Raw genomic sequence first — 16,738 nt, 5'->3', positions numbered from 1 at the left:
CGATGACCGCACCGATCAAAACCCCCGCCAAAGCGCCACCCGCGCCGAGTGCACCGCCAGCCGCCTCGCGCCCCCTGCCTTCGCGGCGTCAGCCCGCCAGGTTCGATGACCAGCCGCCGGCCTTTACCGGGACGCCAAGGGGCGATGTGCAGAAGGTTCGTTTCGCGCTGAACCGTTCAGTGACCGACAGCCCGATGAGCGCCGACGGCATGTTCTTCTCGCAACTGCTGATACCGCAGGTAGGCGAAGAGCCAGATCAGCAGGGCTTCGGAGGCAGCGGTGTGGCCTTCTCCGCACAGTCCGAAAACGTACCGACGCAGTTGATCGACGAGCTGGCTCAGCGCTTGCCCGACCAGCCGGACGGTCCGCTGGCATTCAGCCTGCTCATGCCCAATCTGGGGAGCGTGCGGGTCAACGCCAGCAAATCCGAAAACCGCTGGAATATTCAACTGGGGTTTGGTCGGCGTGACGTTCTCAAGCGCTTGCAGGGCCAGGTCGGCGCATGCCGGGAATCGCTGGCACAGGCGCTCGGTCAGGACGTCGAACTGGACATGCATGAAGACTTCACAGCATGAGCGCCCTGCGTCTGCGCAAGGTCGACGCTCTGCTGGCCCAAGCCACACGCGCACTCGGTGCCGGACGGCGCCTGGGCTTCAGCAGCCGCGGTCAGCACGCCGAACTGAGCCTGCTACCGCTGCTCGAAGACGCGCGGATACCGGCAGACGGTGTCTGGTTGAATACGGCGGTCGGCCCCTTGTTGCTGAGCGATGCCGAAGCGTTGCTCAGCCTGCTGGGCGAAGTGCCCTTCACGCTTGGCGGCGAGCACCAGGGCTGGTACTGGCAATTGTTCAACCAGCGCCTGAGCCCGGTGGTCGCCGACCTGCTGGCGCCTGTTGCGCCGTTTTCCGACACCCCGACCGAGCTGGCCATCGGCTGCCGCGTTCACGTGCGGCTGGGCAGCGAGCGACTGGATACCCGCCTGCACGCCGCACCCGCCACTCTGCTCAGGCTTCTGGGTTCGGCTGACTGGCAGGTCTTGAATCGTAACCTGGACGAATCCTGGTCGGTGTCGACACCGCTGATCGTCGGCGAACTGTCACTGACCCGGGAACAAATCGCCTCGCTACGCCCCGGTGACGTGGTGCTGCCCGCCCGCTGCCGCTTCGACAGCGCCGGACAAGGGTCCGTGACACTCGCTGGCCGTCAATGGGCGGCCCGTACCGACCAACAGGCACAGCATCTTTTTCTGCAGCTCAGTCATGAGGAGCACAGTCACCATGAGTACTGAAGATCTGTATCAGGACGACGTCGAGATGCTCGACGACTATGAAGAACCGGTGCCTGAACAGGCTGATCAGCAACAGCGTGACGACGAATACGCCGAGCACGCATTCGGCTACGCGGACAGCGACGCGGAGCATGAAGAGCAGTCGGGAGACCACCATGAATCGCCGATGCTCGATTCACTGGAGCTGGACCTGACCTTGCGCTGCGGCGATCTCAGATTGACCCTTGCCGAACTGCGTCGACTGGACGCCGGAAGCATTCTTGAAGTCAGCGGCATCGCGCCAGGGCACGCCACGCTGTGCCACGGTGAGCAGGTGGTTGCCGAAGGCGAACTGGTCGACGTCGAAGGCCGCCTCGGTTTGCAGATTACCCGGCTGGTGGCGCGCTCATGATCATGGAGGGCGTCAACCCGATCATGCTGGCGCTGTTTCTCGGCTCGCTGTCGCTGATCCCGTTCCTGTTGATCGTCTGCACCGCCTTTCTGAAGATCGCCATGACGCTGCTGATCACCCGCAACGCGATCGGCGTTCAGCAAGTACCGCCGAACATGGCGTTGTATGGCATCGCCCTGGCCGCGACGATGTTCGTCATGGCCCCGGTGGCGCACGACATACAACAGCGGGTCCATGAACATCCGCTGGAACTGAGCAACGCCGACAAACTGCAGAGCAGCCTCAAAGTGGTCATCGAGCCGCTGCAACGCTTCATGACACGCAACACCGACCCGGACGTCGTCGCCCACCTGCTGGAAAATACCCAGCGCATGTGGCCCAAGGAAATGGCCGATCAGGCCAACAAAAACGATCTTCTGCTGGCGATCCCGGCCTTTGTGCTGTCGGAACTGCAGGCCGGTTTCGAGATCGGTTTTCTGATCTATATCCCCTTCATCGTCATTGACCTGATTGTCTCCAACCTGTTGCTGGCACTGGGCATGCAGATGGTCTCGCCGATGACACTGTCGCTGCCACTCAAACTGCTGCTGTTCGTGCTTGTATCGGGCTGGTCACGTCTGCTCGACAGCCTGTTCTATTCCTATATGTGAGGCGGTCATGGAAGCGTTGGCGTTGTTCAAGCAAGGCATGTTTCTGGTCGTCATCCTGACCGCCCCGCCGCTGGCCGTTGCGGTGCTGGTGGGTGTGGTCACCTCGCTGCTGCAGGCACTCATGCAGATTCAGGATCAGACATTGCCCTTCGGCATCAAACTGGGGGCCGTCGGACTGACCCTGGCCATGACCGGCCGCTGGATCGGCGTCGAGCTGATCCAGTTCATCAATATGGCCTTCGACCTGATTGCCCGCTCCGGGGTCAGTCACTAAATGCCCTTCGACGCGCACAGCGCCTTTCAATTCATGCTGGGCATGGGACTGGCAATGGCGCGGCTGATGCCCTGCATGCTGCTGGTGCCAGCCTTCTGCTTCAAATACCTCAAAGGCCCGTTGCGTTATGCCGTCGTGGCGGTGATGGCGATGATCCCGGCACCGGCCATCACCCGGGCTCTGGAGTCCCTCGACGACAACTGGTTCGCAATCGGCGGCCTGCTGATCAAGGAAGCGGTACTCGGCACCCTACTGGGGCTTTTGCTGTATGCGCCGTTCTGGATGTTCGCCTCGGTCGGCGCACTGCTCGACAGCCAGCGCGGTGCGCTCAGCGGCGGCCAGTTGAACCCGGCGCTGGGCCCTGACGCCACGCCACTGGGCGAATTGTTTCAAGAAACCCTGATCATGCTGGTCATCCTCACCGGGGGGCTATCGCTGATGACTCAGATCATCTGGGACAGCTACAGCGTCTGGCCTCCGACGGCCTGGCTGCCGGGCATGAACGCTGGCGGCCTGGATGTATTTCTGGAGCAGTTGAACCAGACGATGCAGCACATGCTGTTGTACGCCGCGCCCTTCATTGCGCTGCTGTTGTTGATCGAAGCGGCGTTCGCGATCATCGGCCTGTATGCGCAACAGCTGAACGTTTCGATCCTCGCCATGCCGGCCAAGAGTATGGCCGGCCTCGCGTTTCTGCTGATCTATCTGCCGACGCTGCTGGAACTGGGCACAGGTCAACTATTGAAGCTGGTTGATCTGAAGTCGCTACTGACACTTCTGGTGCAAGTGCCGTGAGCGAAAAAACCGAAAAGGCCACGCCCAAGCAACTGCGTGACGCGCGGGAAAAGGGTCAGGTCGGGCAGAGTCAGGACCTCGGCAAACTGCTGGTGCTGATGGCTGTCAGTGAAATTACCCTGGCCCTGGCTGATGAAAGCGTCAACCGCCTGGAGGCGCTGTTGTCGCTGTCCTTTCAAGGTATCGACCGCAGCTTTGCCGCCTCGGTCGAGCTGATTGCCAGCGAAGGATTCTCCGTACTGCTCAGCTTTACCTTGTGCAGCGTCGGTATAGCGATGCTGATGCGTTTGATCAGCAGCTGGATGCAGATCGGCTTTCTGTTCGCGCCCAAGGCGCTGAAAATCGATCCCAACAAGATCAACCCGTTTTCCCACGCCAAACAGATGTTTTCCGGGCAAAACCTGCTCAACCTGCTGCTCAGTGTGCTCAAGGCCATTGCCATCGGCGCGACGCTGTATGTGCAAGTCAAACCTGTGCTGGGTACCCTTGCAGTGCTGGCCAACAGCGATCTGACGACCTACTGGCACGCGCTGGTCGAGCTGTTCAGGCATATTTTGCGAGTGATATTGGGACTGCTGCTGGCGATCGCCATGATCGACTTCGCCATGCAGAAATACTTCCATGCGAAAAAACTGCGCATGAGCCACGAAGACATCAAGAAAGAGTACAAGCAATCGGAAGGCGACCCCCACGTCAAAGGCCATCGTCGGCAACTTGCCCAGGAGATCCTCAATCAGGAGCCCAGCGCTGCGCCCAAGCCGTTGGAAGACGCCGACATGCTGCTGGTCAACCCGACCCACTATGCGGTGGCCCTGTATTACCGACCAGGCGAAACGCCTCTGCCTCTGATTCATTGCAAAGGGGAAGACGAGGAAGCCCTGGCATTGATTGCCCGGGCCAAAAAAGCCGGCATCCCGGTGGTGCAAAGCATCTGGCTGACCCGCACGCTGTACCGCTCCAAGGTCGGCAAATACATCCCCCGCCCCACCCTGCAGGCTGTCGGCCACATCTACAAAGTGGTTCGGCAACTGGACGAAGTCACCGATGAAGTGATTCAGGTCGAAGTCGAGCTGTGATGGCTGTTTAACCATACGCGTACCCTTCCAGCCAAGTGACCTCAACCGACGTTATCTCGTGGTCGTCGAAGCCTGCATGAATCACAGACAGAGTCATACCGGGTCATACCGGGCTGCATTGCCCATTGGCGGCCTGGATGTCGGGGCTGCTCCGATGCCATGGCGCTTGACCAGGCCGCTGCTTGATCTCGGCTATGGTCTTTTTTATCGCTGGCGTCCGCAGTTGGCCTGGTCGTCCCATCCTGATGGCAGTGCTCGCTGCCGGGGTGACAGCTGTGCAGTGTCGAAAACCGACCGAGCTCCGCATGACCAGTAACTGCCTGATGCTTTTGGATTGCATCTGCGCAAAAAAAGACCGCCCCAGATGGGGCGGTCTTCTTTTCACGCGGGTGTTATCTCCTAAGCCAGATGATCCAGGCCTGCCAGTATCAGCTCGTTTCGCCGGATATCATCCAGGTTGGTGACGGCATAGGGGGCGTCGCTCACCGCGTGCCACACCACGAAATCACGCCGCATATCCAGGAACAGAAAGTAGTCATTGAATCGTTCGGCTTGTGAAAACCTCAGTTGCAGCGCCTCTCTGAGTTGTTCGGGACGCAGCGCTCGACCCTCAATGTGCAGCGCAATGCCCCAGTCATGATGCTCGCGCCGGCTGACGAAAGACACTCCGTTTGCCACCGGCCAGACCGCAGGACTCTGCGCCGCAACGTTGTAGTAGAACGCTGTTTTCTCCTCGACCTCGATCATGTCTAGTCCCTTAACTTCACGACGGTGTAATCACGCTCGTGGTCCTGGTCGTCAAGACCGTCACGCATGTCCGGAGGCCACCAGATGACCAGTTCGCGGCTGGTGGAGTCCGGGCGTTTGCAGGCAGTTCCCGAACAACCGTGGGTGGCGCACCCGGTCAGGGTAGCGAACACCACCAACACGACTGCAACGCTGCTGATCTTCATGGCTTTGCCCCCCGGAGCAGTGATGGCCGGCTCTCTTTGGCCATTTTCGATATCTGTGGCTGACGTACCGCGATATACACTTCGCTTTCCTCGCCCGGTTGCAGCCATGCATGGGGCCAGGCGGCGACGCCGATGACCCAGCGACCACCGCAGCGACTCTCGTCGATCCGCACCGGTTTGTCGGTATTGTTGCGCGCGACCACGACAGCCACACCCCAGTCCTTGCGGGCATACCATTGCGAGCGCTGGCCATCGAGGCTCAGGCCCTGGCCCGGGTCACACAGGCTGTCGGTTTCAAAGGGCAGTGTTTCGCCATCATGCATGCCCTCTGGCGCAGCGCCATCAACCATCTGCGTGAAGACTTTCTGAATGTCGCCACGGGTAGGCAGCTCACCGCCGTCACGCCGTTCCTTGATCCTTTTCATCTGATCATCGACGTCGTGAGGGTTGCCGTTCTGCACATAGCGAGCCGGGTTGACCTGATCGCCAATCAGTCTTGGCGTCAGGATGAACAGGCGCTCGCGCTGGCTCAGTTCACGGCTGCGTGACTGGAACAGCAGCTTGCCGATGTAGGGAATGTCGCCCAGCAACGGAACCTTGTGGACCTTGTCGTTGGCTTCAAGACCATGGAAACCACCGATGACCAGCGAACCGTGCTCGGCTATGACGGCTTGGGTACTGACATTGCCTTTGCGCACACTTGGCTGCGTGTCATTGATGTCGGAGATGTCGATCTGACCATCCTCGATATCGACGATCAGTTGCACCTGAGGCTTGCCATCGTGATCCAGCGAGCGCGGAGTCACCTGCAGACTGGTGCCTGCGGTGATGGGCTCGATATTGGCCACGCGTTCCGAGGTCGCGGTGAGGTATTCGGTGCGACTGAAGTCGATCACGGCCGGCTGGTTTTCAAGGGTAAGAATGGACGGGTTGCCGATCACAGACGCCGAGCCGTTACCTTCCAGCGCATGCAGTTCGGCGGCGAACTTGCCGGCGTTCTGAATGAACAGGGTGGAGCTGGTGCCAGCGTCGAACATGTTGGCGCCCCCGTTGACACTCCCGGCATTGAAGTTCCAGCGGCTGGACAGTTCTGCCAGCTCGTTGCGATCGATGTCGAGAATCACGGCGTCGATTTCGATCAGGTTGCGCGAAACATCCAGCTCTTTGATGAGCTTTTCGTACATGGCCTTGCGCGAGGGCAAGTCGTAGATCAGCACGGCATTGTTACGGACATCGGCGGTTACACGGATGTTGGCCCGCCCGCCAGAGCGACTTTTTCCACTGCTTTTGCTGCCGCCGCCACCATAGTGCAGCACCTGATCGAGGCCCTGCTCCAACGCATTGGTATCGAGGCCGCTGGAGCTCATTGGCAGACTCGGAGTGTCCGGGCTGCCACCGCCCGCCAGACCGTTACCGCGACCGCCTCGCCCCAGCAGATCCATACCATTGATGGACCCGCCATGAGAACGGGTATCCAGCAAATCCTGGAGAATGCTGGCGACACCGGCGACCACCAGTTGTTGATCGCGATAGCGAATGGTGCGGTCCGCAGCACTGGCGTACTTGAGCGGAAATACGATGACGTCCTGTTTGTCGCCCTTTTCCGGCGCTTCGACTTTCTTGCTGTAATCGCGCACCAGTTCCACATATTTTGCCGGGCCGCGAACCAGAACCACGCCTTCGTTCGGCAATACCCCCCAACCGAAGCGCTTGTCCAGCAGCCCCACATCGGTCAAGGCAGTCTGCAGGTCATCCACCGCGTCGGAGGACACTTCGATGCGTGCCGAGGTGTGCTCGCTGGAGGGGCTGACGTACAACGTGTCGTTATACACAAACCACTGGAAGTGATATTCCTGGCCCAGACGATCGAGAAACTCTTCCGGGCTCTGGGCGCGTATCCGGTCATCGAGGACTCCCGGGATGGGCGGCATGTCCAGCGCCATGCCGAATTCCTTGGCGAAGTCGGCCAGCGCCGTCGCCAGCTCGGTCTGCCGGGCATCGTAGGCGTAAGCCGTATGTTTCCAGGCTTCGGGGGTCACCGCCCACGTGGCGGGGGACAGCCCGATCAACAATAAAGGCAACCACATCAAGGCCTTGCGCATTTCAAACTCCCGGTTGCCGGTGATTGAGGGTCGTGCGCCCGGCTAAGGCGGGCACGGAATTGACCAGAGTGGTGTGCATCAGGCTGAGCAAGGCCGCGCGCTGATTGGCCAGGCTTTCCAGACGGTTCAGCAGATCGGCAAGGCCGCAGGGGCCAGGCATCCAGCTGACCAGCACCATGCAGCGCGTTTGCGGATCGATGGCGAACGCGCCGTCACAGGCACACGCCAGGCTGGCACCGCCGTGACTGAGCAATGCTTCGATACGCTGAGGGTCGTTGGCGTCATAGGGGTCGAGTAATTCGATGCTGCAACGGACTCCGCCACCCACCATTTCCAGCCGTGCGTTGGCGTCGTCGACCCAGCAGTCGAGCGGGCTCGCCGGACGCTGATCACGCCACAGGCCGACGACCTCCTCGAACTCACTGAAATCCATCGATGACATTTTTGGTCATTTTATAACCAGCCTGCTGGCATTGATCAGCGATGTTGGAGCTGACCGCAGCCTGCTGGCTCGCCTCACTGAAGGCATCGATGTCGTCGGCGGTGAAATGCCCATTGCCCCCGTCCAGCACGTCATCCACGTCGGACAACGCGCGAGTGAGCGTGGAATCGAGGTTATTTTGCAGGGATTTGAAATTTATCATGTCCTGATACTCCAGCAGAAAGGTTCAAACCTTGAGTGGAGCAAACAGGTGGAGCGGTTCCATTTTCGCCGCAAGAGTCTGTTTCAGGCAGCTGGCTCCGCGCCTGCCAGCCCATTGCGAAGGGTTGCCCAATCGATTTCGAAAGCGCCGTTGGCGTCGCTCAGGCGCAGGCTTTCGGTGGTCAGCGTCGCATCGCGCTTGAGCTCCCAGTGCTCGGCAAAACGGCTCTCTGCCAACCATTCGGCGACCGGCTCGGCCATCTCCGGATGAACGCTGAGTGTGGCCACTGCTTCGTTGAGCTGACTGGCTGCCAGGTTCCTGACCAGTGCCCGAGCGCGCTCGGCAAGGGTTGTTTCGTCGAGCAACTGGCACAATGCCTCAGTCAGCAGTTCCTCTACAGCAGTCATGGCCTGCTGCTGCAAGGCTTCGCGCTGAACGTGCAGCTCGTCCAGAAAGGCATTGGCACGCTCCCAGAACTGCGCAAGCGCCTCCTGATGCCGATGATCGGCTTTAGCCTGCTCAAGCACCAGCAGTTGCTCCGCCTGACGGCGCGCGTCAGTCAGAATGTCGCGAGCCAGCAAACTGTTGGCGATGTCTTCACGGCGCAATACCGGCTCGGGCAGCACCGCGTCGGCAGTCAAAGTAATACTGCGTTTGGCAAGCATGGGAGAATTCCTGGTGCAGAGAGGAGCGGATACTCAGGTCGCGGTGACACGCCATAGAACAGCCTGCCACAACGTCTGAAGTTTATTTTCGGGGGCCGCGCAAGGTCTGTCGGTGACCTCATCGGGCGCCCAGGCCAGACGCAATCGCGACCAATACTCAGGCCCGAGCCAGGCACCCAACAGCAAGCGCGCATCTTCACGCTCCAGCTCCAGCCAGACACCGGGGCGCAACGCTTTGGTCAGCGCCCAGCACCACTGCCCGTCATGGCCGTCGCTTTCGTTACGGGAAAAACAGATGCGCTGCGCCAGATCCAGCGCCTGATCACGCTGCACGGGCGTCAGTGCCAGCCAGTTCAAAACAGGCTCCGCAGGCATTGGCGGTTGACTTGGCGTGATGCCGATACTCTGCAGGAACACACTGTGACGGCTGACCATAAGGGCTTCACATTCGCTGACGGTCAGTCCGCAGCGCTCGGCGAACCGGCTTTGCCAGCCCGGATGCGCCCATGGCCAGGGATTGCACCACCACTGAGTCCAATAGTCCTCGGCGGTCAGGTCCATCACGCGCGCGCCGGTACGGTCGAGCGACTCCGGCCGGCAAAGCCGATCCGCCGCAGCACTGAAGCGCGCCAGTCACTGCGCAACAGCAGCGCCGTGATCAGCAGCAATACCGCCAGGCCAGCCGGCACCAGCCAGAGCATCAAGTTCCAGAACGGCAAATTGGCGCTGTCCAGCTTGAACGGTCCGAAACTGACCCACTGTGTGGTTTCCTGAAACTCGGTAGCCGGTACGAACACAATGGAAAACTTTTTCGATTCTGCCGCTTGCGTCGACATACCGGGGATACTGCTGGCGACCATCTGCTGAATGCGTCCGCGCACGCTGTCCGGGTCAAGCGCTGCGGAGTGTTTGATGAACACCGCAGCAGAAGCAGGTTGCACCGGTTCGCCCGGTGCGATGCGTTCCGGAAGTACCACGTGCACCCTGGCCACGATGACGCCGTCTATCTGCGAAAGTGTCGCTTCGAGTTCCTGAGACAGGGCATAGATGTAGCGGGCGCGCTCTTCGAGCGGGGTCGAAATGACCCCTTCTTTCTTGAAGATATCCCCCAGACTGGCGCGGGACTGACGTGGCAGGCCGGCAGCGTTGAGCACTCTGACGGCGCGGTTCATGTCGCTTGTGGCGACGGTGACGACAACGCCGGTTTTTTCCAGACGTTTGCGCGCGTCGATATGCTGATCGGCAAGGCGCGCAACGACCTCGTTGGAGTCCTGCTCGGACAGGCCGGTGAACAGATCGGTTTCATCACTACAGCCGCCGAGCAACACCATGCAAATCAGCAACAGCCCTGCGCTCAGAAATTTCACGGAAACCTCTACTGCAAGTTAGTCAGCTTGTCGAGCGCCTGCGCAGTCTTGCTCACCACCTTGGTGGTGAGCGCAGTCTGCAACGAGCATTGCGACAAGGTTCTGGTCATCGCCGCGATATCCAGCGCGTCTCCAGTCCCGGAGGCTTTCTTCATCGACCGCATCGCTTGCTGAGACATTTTTTCGGTTTCGCCCAGACCGCCGGAAATTGCGCTGGCGATATGCTCGGAAAGCGGCGCTCCACTTGAAACGCCGTCCGGCTGCGTGGCAGCGGTGAAGATGTCGACATCCGCCTGGGCCGGTTCTGAAACGAGCCCCTGTGGCACATCCTGCCCGAGTTCCGGCGAGATGCTTTTAACATTACCAAGGTGGGAAATGGTCACGTGAGTTCTCCGTCAGGCGGTTGTCGGTCAGGCTGCAGCCTGATTGCGGGTGCCTTGCAGCAGCGTACTGACCAGCAAGGTGGCGATTTGCGCAGCGCTCGACTGCACGTCGGTGCCTGTTTGCCCGGCATCCTTGAGCGTTGCCTCCAGGCCCTTGAGCAGCAAGCCGCCCAGCAACTGATCAAGATCCTGAGCGGACTGTCCGCCATTCGCCGACGTACCGGTCTGCGGGGTGTTTACGGGTGTGCCCAGTCCACCACCGGCCAATACCGATTGCAGGCCACGGTCGATAAGCTCGCCGATCAGTTGCCCCGCTTCACCACGGGTATTGCCGCTGTCACCGGGACCGGTATTGGCGTCGATCAGCGGATCACCCATCACGGACGAGTTGTTGGAAAAACTGCTCGGAGTGCCCAGACCTCCACCCGTCCCTGCCAGACTGCCAGCGTCACTCTGCTGATTACCCAGTTGCTGGCCAATGATGTCGAGTGCCGAACGGAACGCAGCCGTTTCGTCGCCATCAAGGAAGTTGTCTTCCTTGAGTTCGTTCACCCAGGAGCCCGAGTCCGGCTTGGGAAACTGTGCGGGATTGTCATCCATGAACTGCGCGATCTTGTTCAGCATCGGCATATCGTCTTCGGAGAAGCTTGTCCCGCCATCCTGCTTGGTCAGAAGATCATCGAGCATCGACTTGGCCAGGCCATTGAGCACCTGAGTCATCAGGTCCTGCTGTCCGGTACCCGAGGCGCTGTCCGCAGACGCGCCGAAGTTGTCACCGAGCTTTTCATGGATCAGCTTGTCCAGCGCAGCGATGACATCCTCAATACCGCCGCCCGCCTTGCCATCCGCGGCCATCGACTTGGCCAGCAGTTTGCCCAATGGCGAGCTGTCGTCGAGTTGACCATTGCGCATCAGTTCCTCGGCCAGCTTCACGACAACTTCCTGAAGCGCCTTGCTCGACGTACTGCCAGTCGTCTCGGCTTCAGGACGTACCAGGACAAGGGCCATTGCCGGGGTTTGCAGCGAGCTGCTGTTAAGACTGAGACTCTGCATCACAACCTCCTAAAAGTAGCAGCCCCCTCAGGTACGAAGGGGCGTCAAGAAATCAGAACTGGACGACCGAGTTCCGGATCTTGCTTGCGACGATCTGGTTGGAAAGCGCCTCTTTCTTGTCCTCAAAGCCCGCCAGCATGCTCGACTCGCGGAGCAGGCCGTTCTCTTCGTTCGCGGTGCCGTCAAGCTCGGCACTTTTTGCATCGCCTTTGCTGATGCTGGAGCGAGTAGCGTCGATGCTGTCAGTGCTGCCGGTGTTGCTCACCAGTGCAGCATTACGGTCGGCGCTGCTCTTTACGCTGTTGATGCCCTGAGCGGCACCACCGATCGTGTTGACTACACCGCGACCCGCACCCGCCAGAGAACTCATGATAGTCATAACGTCATACCCCTTCGTCTGTACCAGCGTAATTGCTTGGTACAGCTAGGTGGCATGTGTCCGCGAATCGGTTCCAGATCTTCTGCAAAAAATCAGATGCTCAATTCCTTGATGCGACGGTAGAGCGTACGACGTGGAATATCGAGCTCCAGGCTGGCCGCGTCGATGCAATTGCGGTGGCGCTTGAGCGCTTGCTGAATCAAGGCCTTTTCGATCGCCCGCAATTGGAACTTGAGCCCGCACGCCATGTGCTCTTCGGTCTGCGAGTCAGCCCCCAGCAAGGGGAAGCCCAACACATGACGCTTTGCAGCGGCCTTGAGCTCGCGGATATTGCCGGGCCAGCGATGCCCCGTCAGTACCTGCTGCAGCAACGGGCATACATCGGGAATCGCGACGTTCAGTTCTTTGGCAGACGCCGCCACAAACCGAGTGAACAGCGGCAGGATACGCTCGGGCTGATCGCGCAGCGGCGGCAGTTTGAGGGTCAGCACGTTCAGGCGAAAGTACAGGTCGCGCCGAAACTTCCCCTCTTCGACGGCATCGTCCAGAGAGGCCTGAGCCGACGCAATCACACAGATATCCAAGTGGATCGTGGAGGTCGAGCCCAGACGCTCCAGTGCTCGGGTTTCAAGCACCCTCAGCAGCTTGGCCTGGAGGGCGAGCGGCATGCTATCGATCTCATCCAGATACAAGGTTCCACCCTGCGCCGCTTCGATGTAGCCCATTCGAGAACGGTCCGCGCCGGTGTAGGCTCCACTCACCACCCCGAACAGCTCGCTCTCGGCGAGCGATTCCGGAATGGCCGCGCAGTTCATCGGTACGAAGCGCCCCTGGCGCCCGGACATGTTGTGAATGCGCCGGGCAGTGGTGTCTTTACCGGTGCCGGTTTCGCCCGACAGCAAGACATCGATGCCGAGCTGCGAAATACTTTCGGCAACGATCCCCAGATTGGGTACGCGCTCCGCATCCAGGTCATCGTCAAACTCATCATCGAGATTCATTTCATGACTCCAATGGCATCGGCGTTGCGCGAGCGCAGCGGCGATTCAGGACTCGGCTGCCAGGTCGATATGCGAAGCAACCCCCAGCTCTTTCATGCGGTGGTAGAGGGTCCGCCGGGGCAGTTCGAGTTCCTCTAGCACAGCGTCGAAATTGTGGCGATGCCGCTTCAAGGCATCCTGGATGAGCATTTTCTCGATGACGCGCATCTGCATGCGCAGTCCTGTTACCGGGTCACGCGCTTCGACCGGCTCGGCGCCCAGCAACGGCAATCCGAGGACAAATCGCTTGGCAGCGGACTTCAGTTCGCGCACGTTGCCGGGCCAGTCATGACTCAACAGGATCTGTACACGCCCATTGTCGAGCGTTGGAGCGGAGCGGCCACACTCTGCGGCGATGTCCTGGGTGAACTGGTCGAACAATGGCAAAATCTGCTCGCGACGCTTGCGCAAGGCTGGCAACTGCAGTGTCAGCACATTGAGCCTGAAAAACAGGTCACGACGAAAAAGTCCTTGTTCCACCAGTTCATCCAGCGGGCGCTGGGCCGAGGCGATCACTCGCAGATCCAGGGGTATGAAGTCGGTCGAGCCCAGCCGCTCGACCCCCCTGCTTTCCAGCACGCGCAGGAGCTTGGCCTGAAGGCTCAACGGCATGCTGTCGATTTCGTCCAGATAGAGGGTGCCGCCGTTGGAGGCTTCGATGTAGCCCTCGCGAGCGCGGCACACGCCGGTGAACGCACCATTGACCACGCCGAATAGCTGACTCTCTGCCAACGACTCGGGGATGGCCGCACAGTTCATGCCGACAAAGGGCCCTGTCCTGCTCGACAGCTCGTGAATCCGGCTGGCCAGGGTGTCTTTGCCGGTGCCGGTTTCCCCGCAAAGAAGCAAGTCCATATCCAGTAGCGCACTGTGCATTGCAATTTGATGACCAGCCGATAATGCAGTTACGTTCCAACGCGTTCGAACGTCGTTATCAATGTCTGTGCTCATCGATCACTCTCATAGCGGGAGGAAGGCGGGATATTAATACCACGTCTTACAAGGCACACCTATAGTAATTTAGTTCCCCAACGACGGTAAAAAATTTCACAAACTCGAGAATCACTATCAAGTAGCGTCAGCACCTTAAGATTCACTCGGTATAGCGAACGCGCTTTTACATGACCTTATTAATATATACTTATTCCAAAATTATCATAGACTTACGCTGACCAAGCATCGCCGCAGGCCCCACAGCTGCTGGGGATCCGGGCGCATGCCCGATCAGGAGCCATAATGAAATCGAAAAATTTGTAACTTGCCAATCGTAGAAAAAACAGTTAGCCACCCCATGAACTTCGATGCCCCTGCACGGTGTGCCGCAACGCGTGAGTTCTTTGCAACAGTAAAAATCGATCAAACCAAAATAATAAAGCACATGCACTTAATAGATTAACTTTCAATAACATTACAACTAACAAACTCAGGCATAAACCTGTCAATGTCCAACCTGTTCCACACGTTCGAATATAAAGTGCCGGACTGCAAAACAATGCCCGATAGCTGGGCGAATACAACCAAGTTATCAGTCGGATTTCCGAACGGTGCCACATCACTGACTTGGTTGGATCCAGAATCCCCCCATTTCTTGGGCCCATCTCGCGATAGCTTTTTGCCACACCTGCATTCGGTAATCCGAACGCGTCGCCTTTTCAGAATTTAGATTGTCAGGTTCTGAAAATGGCTAATCAGCTGAAAGGATTCACTGTAGGACAATCCGGCAATCAAGGATTATGGCGCTGTGAACTTTTCCCTCCATAAGCAGCACTGATACCTCATCATCACTGAGATTGTTTCAAAATATGTGTAAGTATTTACTTACAATTCTTTACAAAGTTTGCATGATCCATTGAGAAACATATCTGGTGCAGGTCGGTCAGCCGCCCTTTTTACGCCCCTATAACGGCAAAAAAAGGAGCAAAATTCTGCCTCCGAGGATTTCGGATACACACTGAAAACGCGAAAAAGCACTAAAAAAGGTCAATTTTCAGGTGCTTTAAGGGCTCAGGAGAAAAAAATCGAGAGGTTATTGGCGTGGATCGCTCGCGTACACCACGACACGAGGACCGTTCGGCAGCTCACGCGGCTCATCGCGGTACGCGATCTCGTCGCGCTTGCGTGGCGACGAACGGTCATCGATGTACAGCCTCTTTTGTATCCGGCGGTCCAGTAACGAACGCTCGTTTTGCGATTCAAGCTGTGTCGCCTGCGACGACGCCAGACGCTCAGGCTGGATGGGGTCGGATACAGGCACCCGCTCGGCAGCGTTAACGGGTTGCGCGGCGCCGGGCAAGGGTTCCTGCCTGGCAACCTGCACCACTTTCGGTTGAGGTTCACGTCTGACCGGTTGCACCGATTCCGGTGCCGGCTCCCGCCCAAGAACCTGCATCAGGCCTACGGTCTGCTCGCGCGCTGCTGCGTGCAACGGTCCAGGCGTCGGAGCGCGCTCGGCCACCTGCGACGATGGCTGACGCTCGAGCACGCGCTTTCCAGGGCTGGGCGGGATGACAGCGGTTGTCGGCGACTCTCCGGTGATCCGCTCGATACCAGCAGTCAAAACCTGCGTGTGGGTCTTGGGAATCAGCAAGCGTCCCGGCCCATCCGGGGTCTTTTTTCGCAGGAATGCCGGGTTGAGGCGCAACAACTGCGCCTCATCTACCCCGGTGGTGGCGGCGAGCTGAGTCAGGTCTACCGTGTGGTTGAGCTCAACCACATCGAAATACGGCATGTTGGCGACCGGCGTCAGTTGCACGCCATAGGCGCCTGGATTACGCACCACCAGCGAGAGTGCCAGCAGGCGCGGAACGTAGTCCTGGGTTTCGCGGGGTAAATTCAAATGCCAGTAGTCGACAGGCAAGCCACGCCGACGGTTGGCGTCGATCGCTCGTGCAACCGTACCCTCGCCTGCGTTATAGGCCGCCAGTGCCAACAGCCAGTCGTTATTGAACTGATCATGCAGGCGAGTCAGATAATCCATCGCCGCCTTGCTTGACGCTACGACATCGCGGCGGGCGTCGTAGGTAGCGCTCTGGTTCAAGTTGAACTGGCGACCGGTGGACGGGATGAACTGCCAGAGGCCCGCTGCCGCCGCCGGGGAGTTGGCCAAGGGATTGTAGGAGCTCTCGATCATGGGCAAGAGTGCCAGTTCCAATGGCATGTTGCGCTCATCCAGGCGCTCGACAATGAAATGCAGATAAGGCGTGGCGCGCTTGCTGGCCCCGGTCAGGAAGCCCCTATTGTTCAGCAGCCAGTCACGCTGACGAGCAATACGTTCATTGACGCCCTGCCCGTCCACCAGCCGGCATCGCTGCGCTACCCGTTGCCAAACGTCCTCGCCGTTGTAGACGGGCAAATCGGAAACAGTCGTTGCAGCCAGAGGGTTTGCCTGCGCGTCGTCAGAGCGATGCCCCAGCCCGGCGACCAGTCGCGGTAAGCGGTCCAGGCGCGGCTGTGAGTCATCGACTGACTGACAGCCCACACACAGCGACCCCAAGGCCAGGACGGCGATCTGTATCGAACGAGCCAGCAAACGAGGAGACGAAACGTGGAGGGCAACGGCGGCCATGTGCGGAATGTCCTGAACGTGTCCCCCTACGTGGCACGCCCGCCTTTCCAGTTCCCTGCAACGCGTATTTCGCTTGCGTACGCACAAGCCTGAAACGTTTCAGCCATCTGTTT

At 59.2% G+C, this 16,738-nt stretch carries 21 protein-coding genes; 7 read left to right on the top strand and 14 right to left on the bottom strand.

Annotated elements, in window-relative coordinates; translation table 11 throughout:
* The first annotated feature begins 2 nt into the window (after positions 1–2).
* Genes hrpP through sctU form a run of 7 tightly spaced genes read left to right on the top strand, consistent with a single transcriptional unit; the run spans position 3 to position 4,474 of the window.
* Positions 3–575, top strand: coding sequence for a type III secretion system protein HrpP (gene hrpP / locus PI739_RS01765; protein WP_058397417.1), 573 nt, complete (start codon positions 3–5; stop codon positions 573–575).
* Positions 572–1,288, top strand: coding sequence for a type III secretion system protein (locus PI739_RS01760; RefSeq protein ID WP_096127731.1), 717 nt, complete (start codon positions 572–574; stop codon positions 1,286–1,288). Before hrpP ends, PI739_RS01760 begins: the two co-directional genes overlap by 4 nt.
* A complete protein-coding gene (locus PI739_RS01755; RefSeq protein WP_096127730.1) occupies positions 1,278–1,679 on the top strand; it encodes a FliM/FliN family flagellar motor switch protein in 402 nt (133 codons plus the stop codon). The genes PI739_RS01760 and PI739_RS01755 overlap by 11 nt, the downstream gene beginning before the upstream one ends.
* Complete coding sequence (sctR, locus tag PI739_RS01750; protein WP_003409078.1) at positions 1,676–2,329, top strand: type III secretion system export apparatus subunit SctR; 654 nt, start codon at positions 1,676–1,678, stop codon at positions 2,327–2,329. Before PI739_RS01755 ends, sctR begins: the two co-directional genes overlap by 4 nt.
* 7 nt (positions 2,330–2,336) lie before the next feature.
* Entirely contained in the window at positions 2,337–2,603 is a 267-nt protein-coding gene (gene sctS / locus PI739_RS01745; protein ID WP_003339811.1) for a type III secretion system export apparatus subunit SctS, read from the top strand.
* The gene (sctT, locus tag PI739_RS01740) at positions 2,604–3,398 is read left to right on the top strand and encodes a type III secretion system export apparatus subunit SctT (RefSeq protein ID WP_003433471.1); all 795 of its coding nucleotides are present in this window, start codon (positions 2,604–2,606) and stop codon (positions 3,396–3,398) included.
* Positions 3,395–4,474, top strand: coding sequence for a type III secretion system export apparatus subunit SctU (sctU, locus tag PI739_RS01735; RefSeq protein ID WP_072365610.1), 1,080 nt, complete (start codon positions 3,395–3,397; stop codon positions 4,472–4,474). The genes sctT and sctU overlap by 4 nt, the downstream gene beginning before the upstream one ends.
* A gap of 399 nt (positions 4,475–4,873) precedes the next feature.
* Here sctU and PI739_RS01725 read toward each other — a convergent pair whose 3' ends face one another.
* The 14 genes from PI739_RS01725 to PI739_RS01660 form a co-directional block, all read right to left on the bottom strand.
* On the bottom strand, positions 4,874–5,221 hold the full coding sequence (locus PI739_RS01725; protein ID WP_003365146.1) for a hypothetical protein: 348 nt from the start codon (positions 5,219–5,221) through the stop codon (positions 4,874–4,876).
* A gap of 2 nt (positions 5,222–5,223) precedes the next feature.
* Positions 5,224–5,427: an HrpT family type III secretion system protein gene (hrpT, locus tag PI739_RS01720; RefSeq protein ID WP_003314144.1), complete on the bottom strand. Its 204-nt coding sequence runs from the start codon at positions 5,425–5,427 to the stop codon at positions 5,224–5,226.
* Complete coding sequence (gene sctC / locus PI739_RS01715) at positions 5,424–7,529, bottom strand: type III secretion system outer membrane ring subunit SctC (protein ID WP_003433473.1); 2,106 nt, start codon at positions 7,527–7,529, stop codon at positions 5,424–5,426. The genes hrpT and sctC overlap by 4 nt, the downstream gene beginning before the upstream one ends.
* Before the next feature lies 1 nt (position 7,530).
* Entirely contained in the window at positions 7,531–7,971 is a 441-nt protein-coding gene (locus PI739_RS01710) for a type III secretion system protein HrpG (protein WP_003415377.1), read from the bottom strand.
* Complete coding sequence (locus tag PI739_RS01705) at positions 7,949–8,173, bottom strand: type III secretion protein (protein ID WP_003314139.1); 225 nt, start codon at positions 8,171–8,173, stop codon at positions 7,949–7,951. Before PI739_RS01705 ends, PI739_RS01710 begins: the two co-directional genes overlap by 23 nt.
* Positions 8,174–8,256: 83 nt before the next feature.
* A complete protein-coding gene (sctL, locus tag PI739_RS01700) occupies positions 8,257–8,838 on the bottom strand; it encodes a type III secretion system stator protein SctL (RefSeq protein ID WP_054080718.1) in 582 nt (193 codons plus the stop codon).
* A gap of 33 nt (positions 8,839–8,871) precedes the next feature.
* Positions 8,872–9,399 (bottom strand): hypothetical protein, encoded by a 528-nt coding sequence (locus tag PI739_RS01695; protein ID WP_054080717.1) that lies wholly within the window; start codon positions 9,397–9,399, stop codon positions 8,872–8,874.
* Positions 9,399–10,205, bottom strand: coding sequence for a type III secretion system inner membrane ring lipoprotein SctJ (gene sctJ, locus PI739_RS01690; protein ID WP_003433474.1), 807 nt, complete (start codon positions 10,203–10,205; stop codon positions 9,399–9,401). Before sctJ ends, PI739_RS01695 begins: the two co-directional genes overlap by 1 nt.
* Before the next feature lie 8 nt (positions 10,206–10,213).
* Positions 10,214–10,588, bottom strand: a complete 375-nt coding sequence (sctI, locus tag PI739_RS01685; protein ID WP_003314135.1) for a type III secretion system inner rod subunit SctI — start codon at positions 10,586–10,588, stop codon at positions 10,214–10,216.
* A gap of 27 nt (positions 10,589–10,615) precedes the next feature.
* Positions 10,616–11,641 (bottom strand): type III secretion system effector HrpZ, encoded by a 1,026-nt coding sequence (hrpZ, locus tag PI739_RS01680; RefSeq protein WP_003433477.1) that lies wholly within the window; start codon positions 11,639–11,641, stop codon positions 10,616–10,618.
* 52 nt (positions 11,642–11,693) lie between these two features.
* Positions 11,694–12,020: a type III secretion system major pilin HrpA gene (locus tag PI739_RS01675; RefSeq protein WP_003314134.1), complete on the bottom strand. Its 327-nt coding sequence runs from the start codon at positions 12,018–12,020 to the stop codon at positions 11,694–11,696.
* A 92-nt stretch (positions 12,021–12,112) separates the two neighbouring features.
* Positions 12,113–13,021 carry a transcriptional regulator HrpS gene (gene hrpS / locus PI739_RS01670; RefSeq protein WP_003365153.1) on the bottom strand — a complete coding sequence of 303 codons (909 nt, stop codon included), beginning with the start codon at positions 13,019–13,021 and terminating at the stop codon, positions 12,113–12,115.
* A gap of 45 nt (positions 13,022–13,066) precedes the next feature.
* Positions 13,067–14,011: a transcriptional regulator HrpR gene (gene hrpR, locus PI739_RS01665; protein ID WP_072365606.1), complete on the bottom strand. Its 945-nt coding sequence runs from the start codon at positions 14,009–14,011 to the stop codon at positions 13,067–13,069.
* Between the two features lie 1,075 nt (positions 14,012–15,086).
* Positions 15,087–16,625 (bottom strand): lytic transglycosylase domain-containing protein, encoded by a 1,539-nt coding sequence (locus PI739_RS01660; RefSeq protein WP_054080715.1) that lies wholly within the window; start codon positions 16,623–16,625, stop codon positions 15,087–15,089.
* Positions 16,626–16,738: the final 113 nt, after the last annotated feature.

Source organism: Pseudomonas cerasi, from assembly GCF_027983475.1.
GTDB classification, from domain to species: Bacteria; Pseudomonadota; Gammaproteobacteria; order Pseudomonadales; family Pseudomonadaceae; genus Aquipseudomonas; species Aquipseudomonas cerasi.
Note: the sequence above shows the minus strand (reverse complement) of the source record. Positions and strands in the feature narration are given on the sequence as shown.

Coding starts and splice junctions, on each gene's coding strand:
- hrpP (WP_058397417.1), top strand. CDS start 3: ATGACCGCACCGATCAAAACCCCCGCCAAAGCGCCACCCGCGCCGAGT.
- PI739_RS01760 (WP_096127731.1), top strand. CDS start 572: ATGAGCGCCCTGCGTCTGCGCAAGGTCGACGCTCTGCTGGCCCAAGCC.
- PI739_RS01755 (WP_096127730.1), top strand. CDS start 1,278: ATGAGTACTGAAGATCTGTATCAGGACGACGTCGAGATGCTCGACGAC.
- sctR (WP_003409078.1), top strand. CDS start 1,676: ATGATCATGGAGGGCGTCAACCCGATCATGCTGGCGCTGTTTCTCGGC.
- sctS (WP_003339811.1), top strand. CDS start 2,337: ATGGAAGCGTTGGCGTTGTTCAAGCAAGGCATGTTTCTGGTCGTCATC.
- sctT (WP_003433471.1), top strand. CDS start 2,604: ATGCCCTTCGACGCGCACAGCGCCTTTCAATTCATGCTGGGCATGGGA.
- PI739_RS01725 (WP_003365146.1), bottom strand. CDS start 5,221: ATGATCGAGGTCGAGGAGAAAACAGCGTTCTACTACAACGTTGCGGCG.
- hrpT (WP_003314144.1), bottom strand. CDS start 5,427: ATGAAGATCAGCAGCGTTGCAGTCGTGTTGGTGGTGTTCGCTACCCTG.
- sctC (WP_003433473.1), bottom strand. CDS start 7,529: ATGCGCAAGGCCTTGATGTGGTTGCCTTTATTGTTGATCGGGCTGTCC.
- PI739_RS01710 (WP_003415377.1), bottom strand. CDS start 7,971: ATGTCATCGATGGATTTCAGTGAGTTCGAGGAGGTCGTCGGCCTGTGG.
- PI739_RS01705 (WP_003314139.1), bottom strand. CDS start 8,173: ATGATAAATTTCAAATCCCTGCAAAATAACCTCGATTCCACGCTCACT.
- sctL (WP_054080718.1), bottom strand. CDS start 8,838: ATGCTTGCCAAACGCAGTATTACTTTGACTGCCGACGCGGTGCTGCCC.
- PI739_RS01695 (WP_054080717.1), bottom strand. CDS start 9,399: ATGGACCTGACCGCCGAGGACTATTGGACTCAGTGGTGGTGCAATCCC.
- hrpZ (WP_003433477.1), bottom strand. CDS start 11,641: ATGCAGAGTCTCAGTCTTAACAGCAGCTCGCTGCAAACCCCGGCAATG.
- PI739_RS01675 (WP_003314134.1), bottom strand. CDS start 12,020: ATGACTATCATGAGTTCTCTGGCGGGTGCGGGTCGCGGTGTAGTCAAC.
- hrpS (WP_003365153.1), bottom strand. CDS start 13,021: ATGAATCTCGATGATGAGTTTGACGATGACCTGGATGCGGAGCGCGTA.
- hrpR (WP_072365606.1), bottom strand. CDS start 14,011: ATGAGCACAGACATTGATAACGACGTTCGAACGCGTTGGAACGTAACT.
- PI739_RS01660 (WP_054080715.1), bottom strand. CDS start 16,625: ATGGCCGCCGTTGCCCTCCACGTTTCGTCTCCTCGTTTGCTGGCTCGT.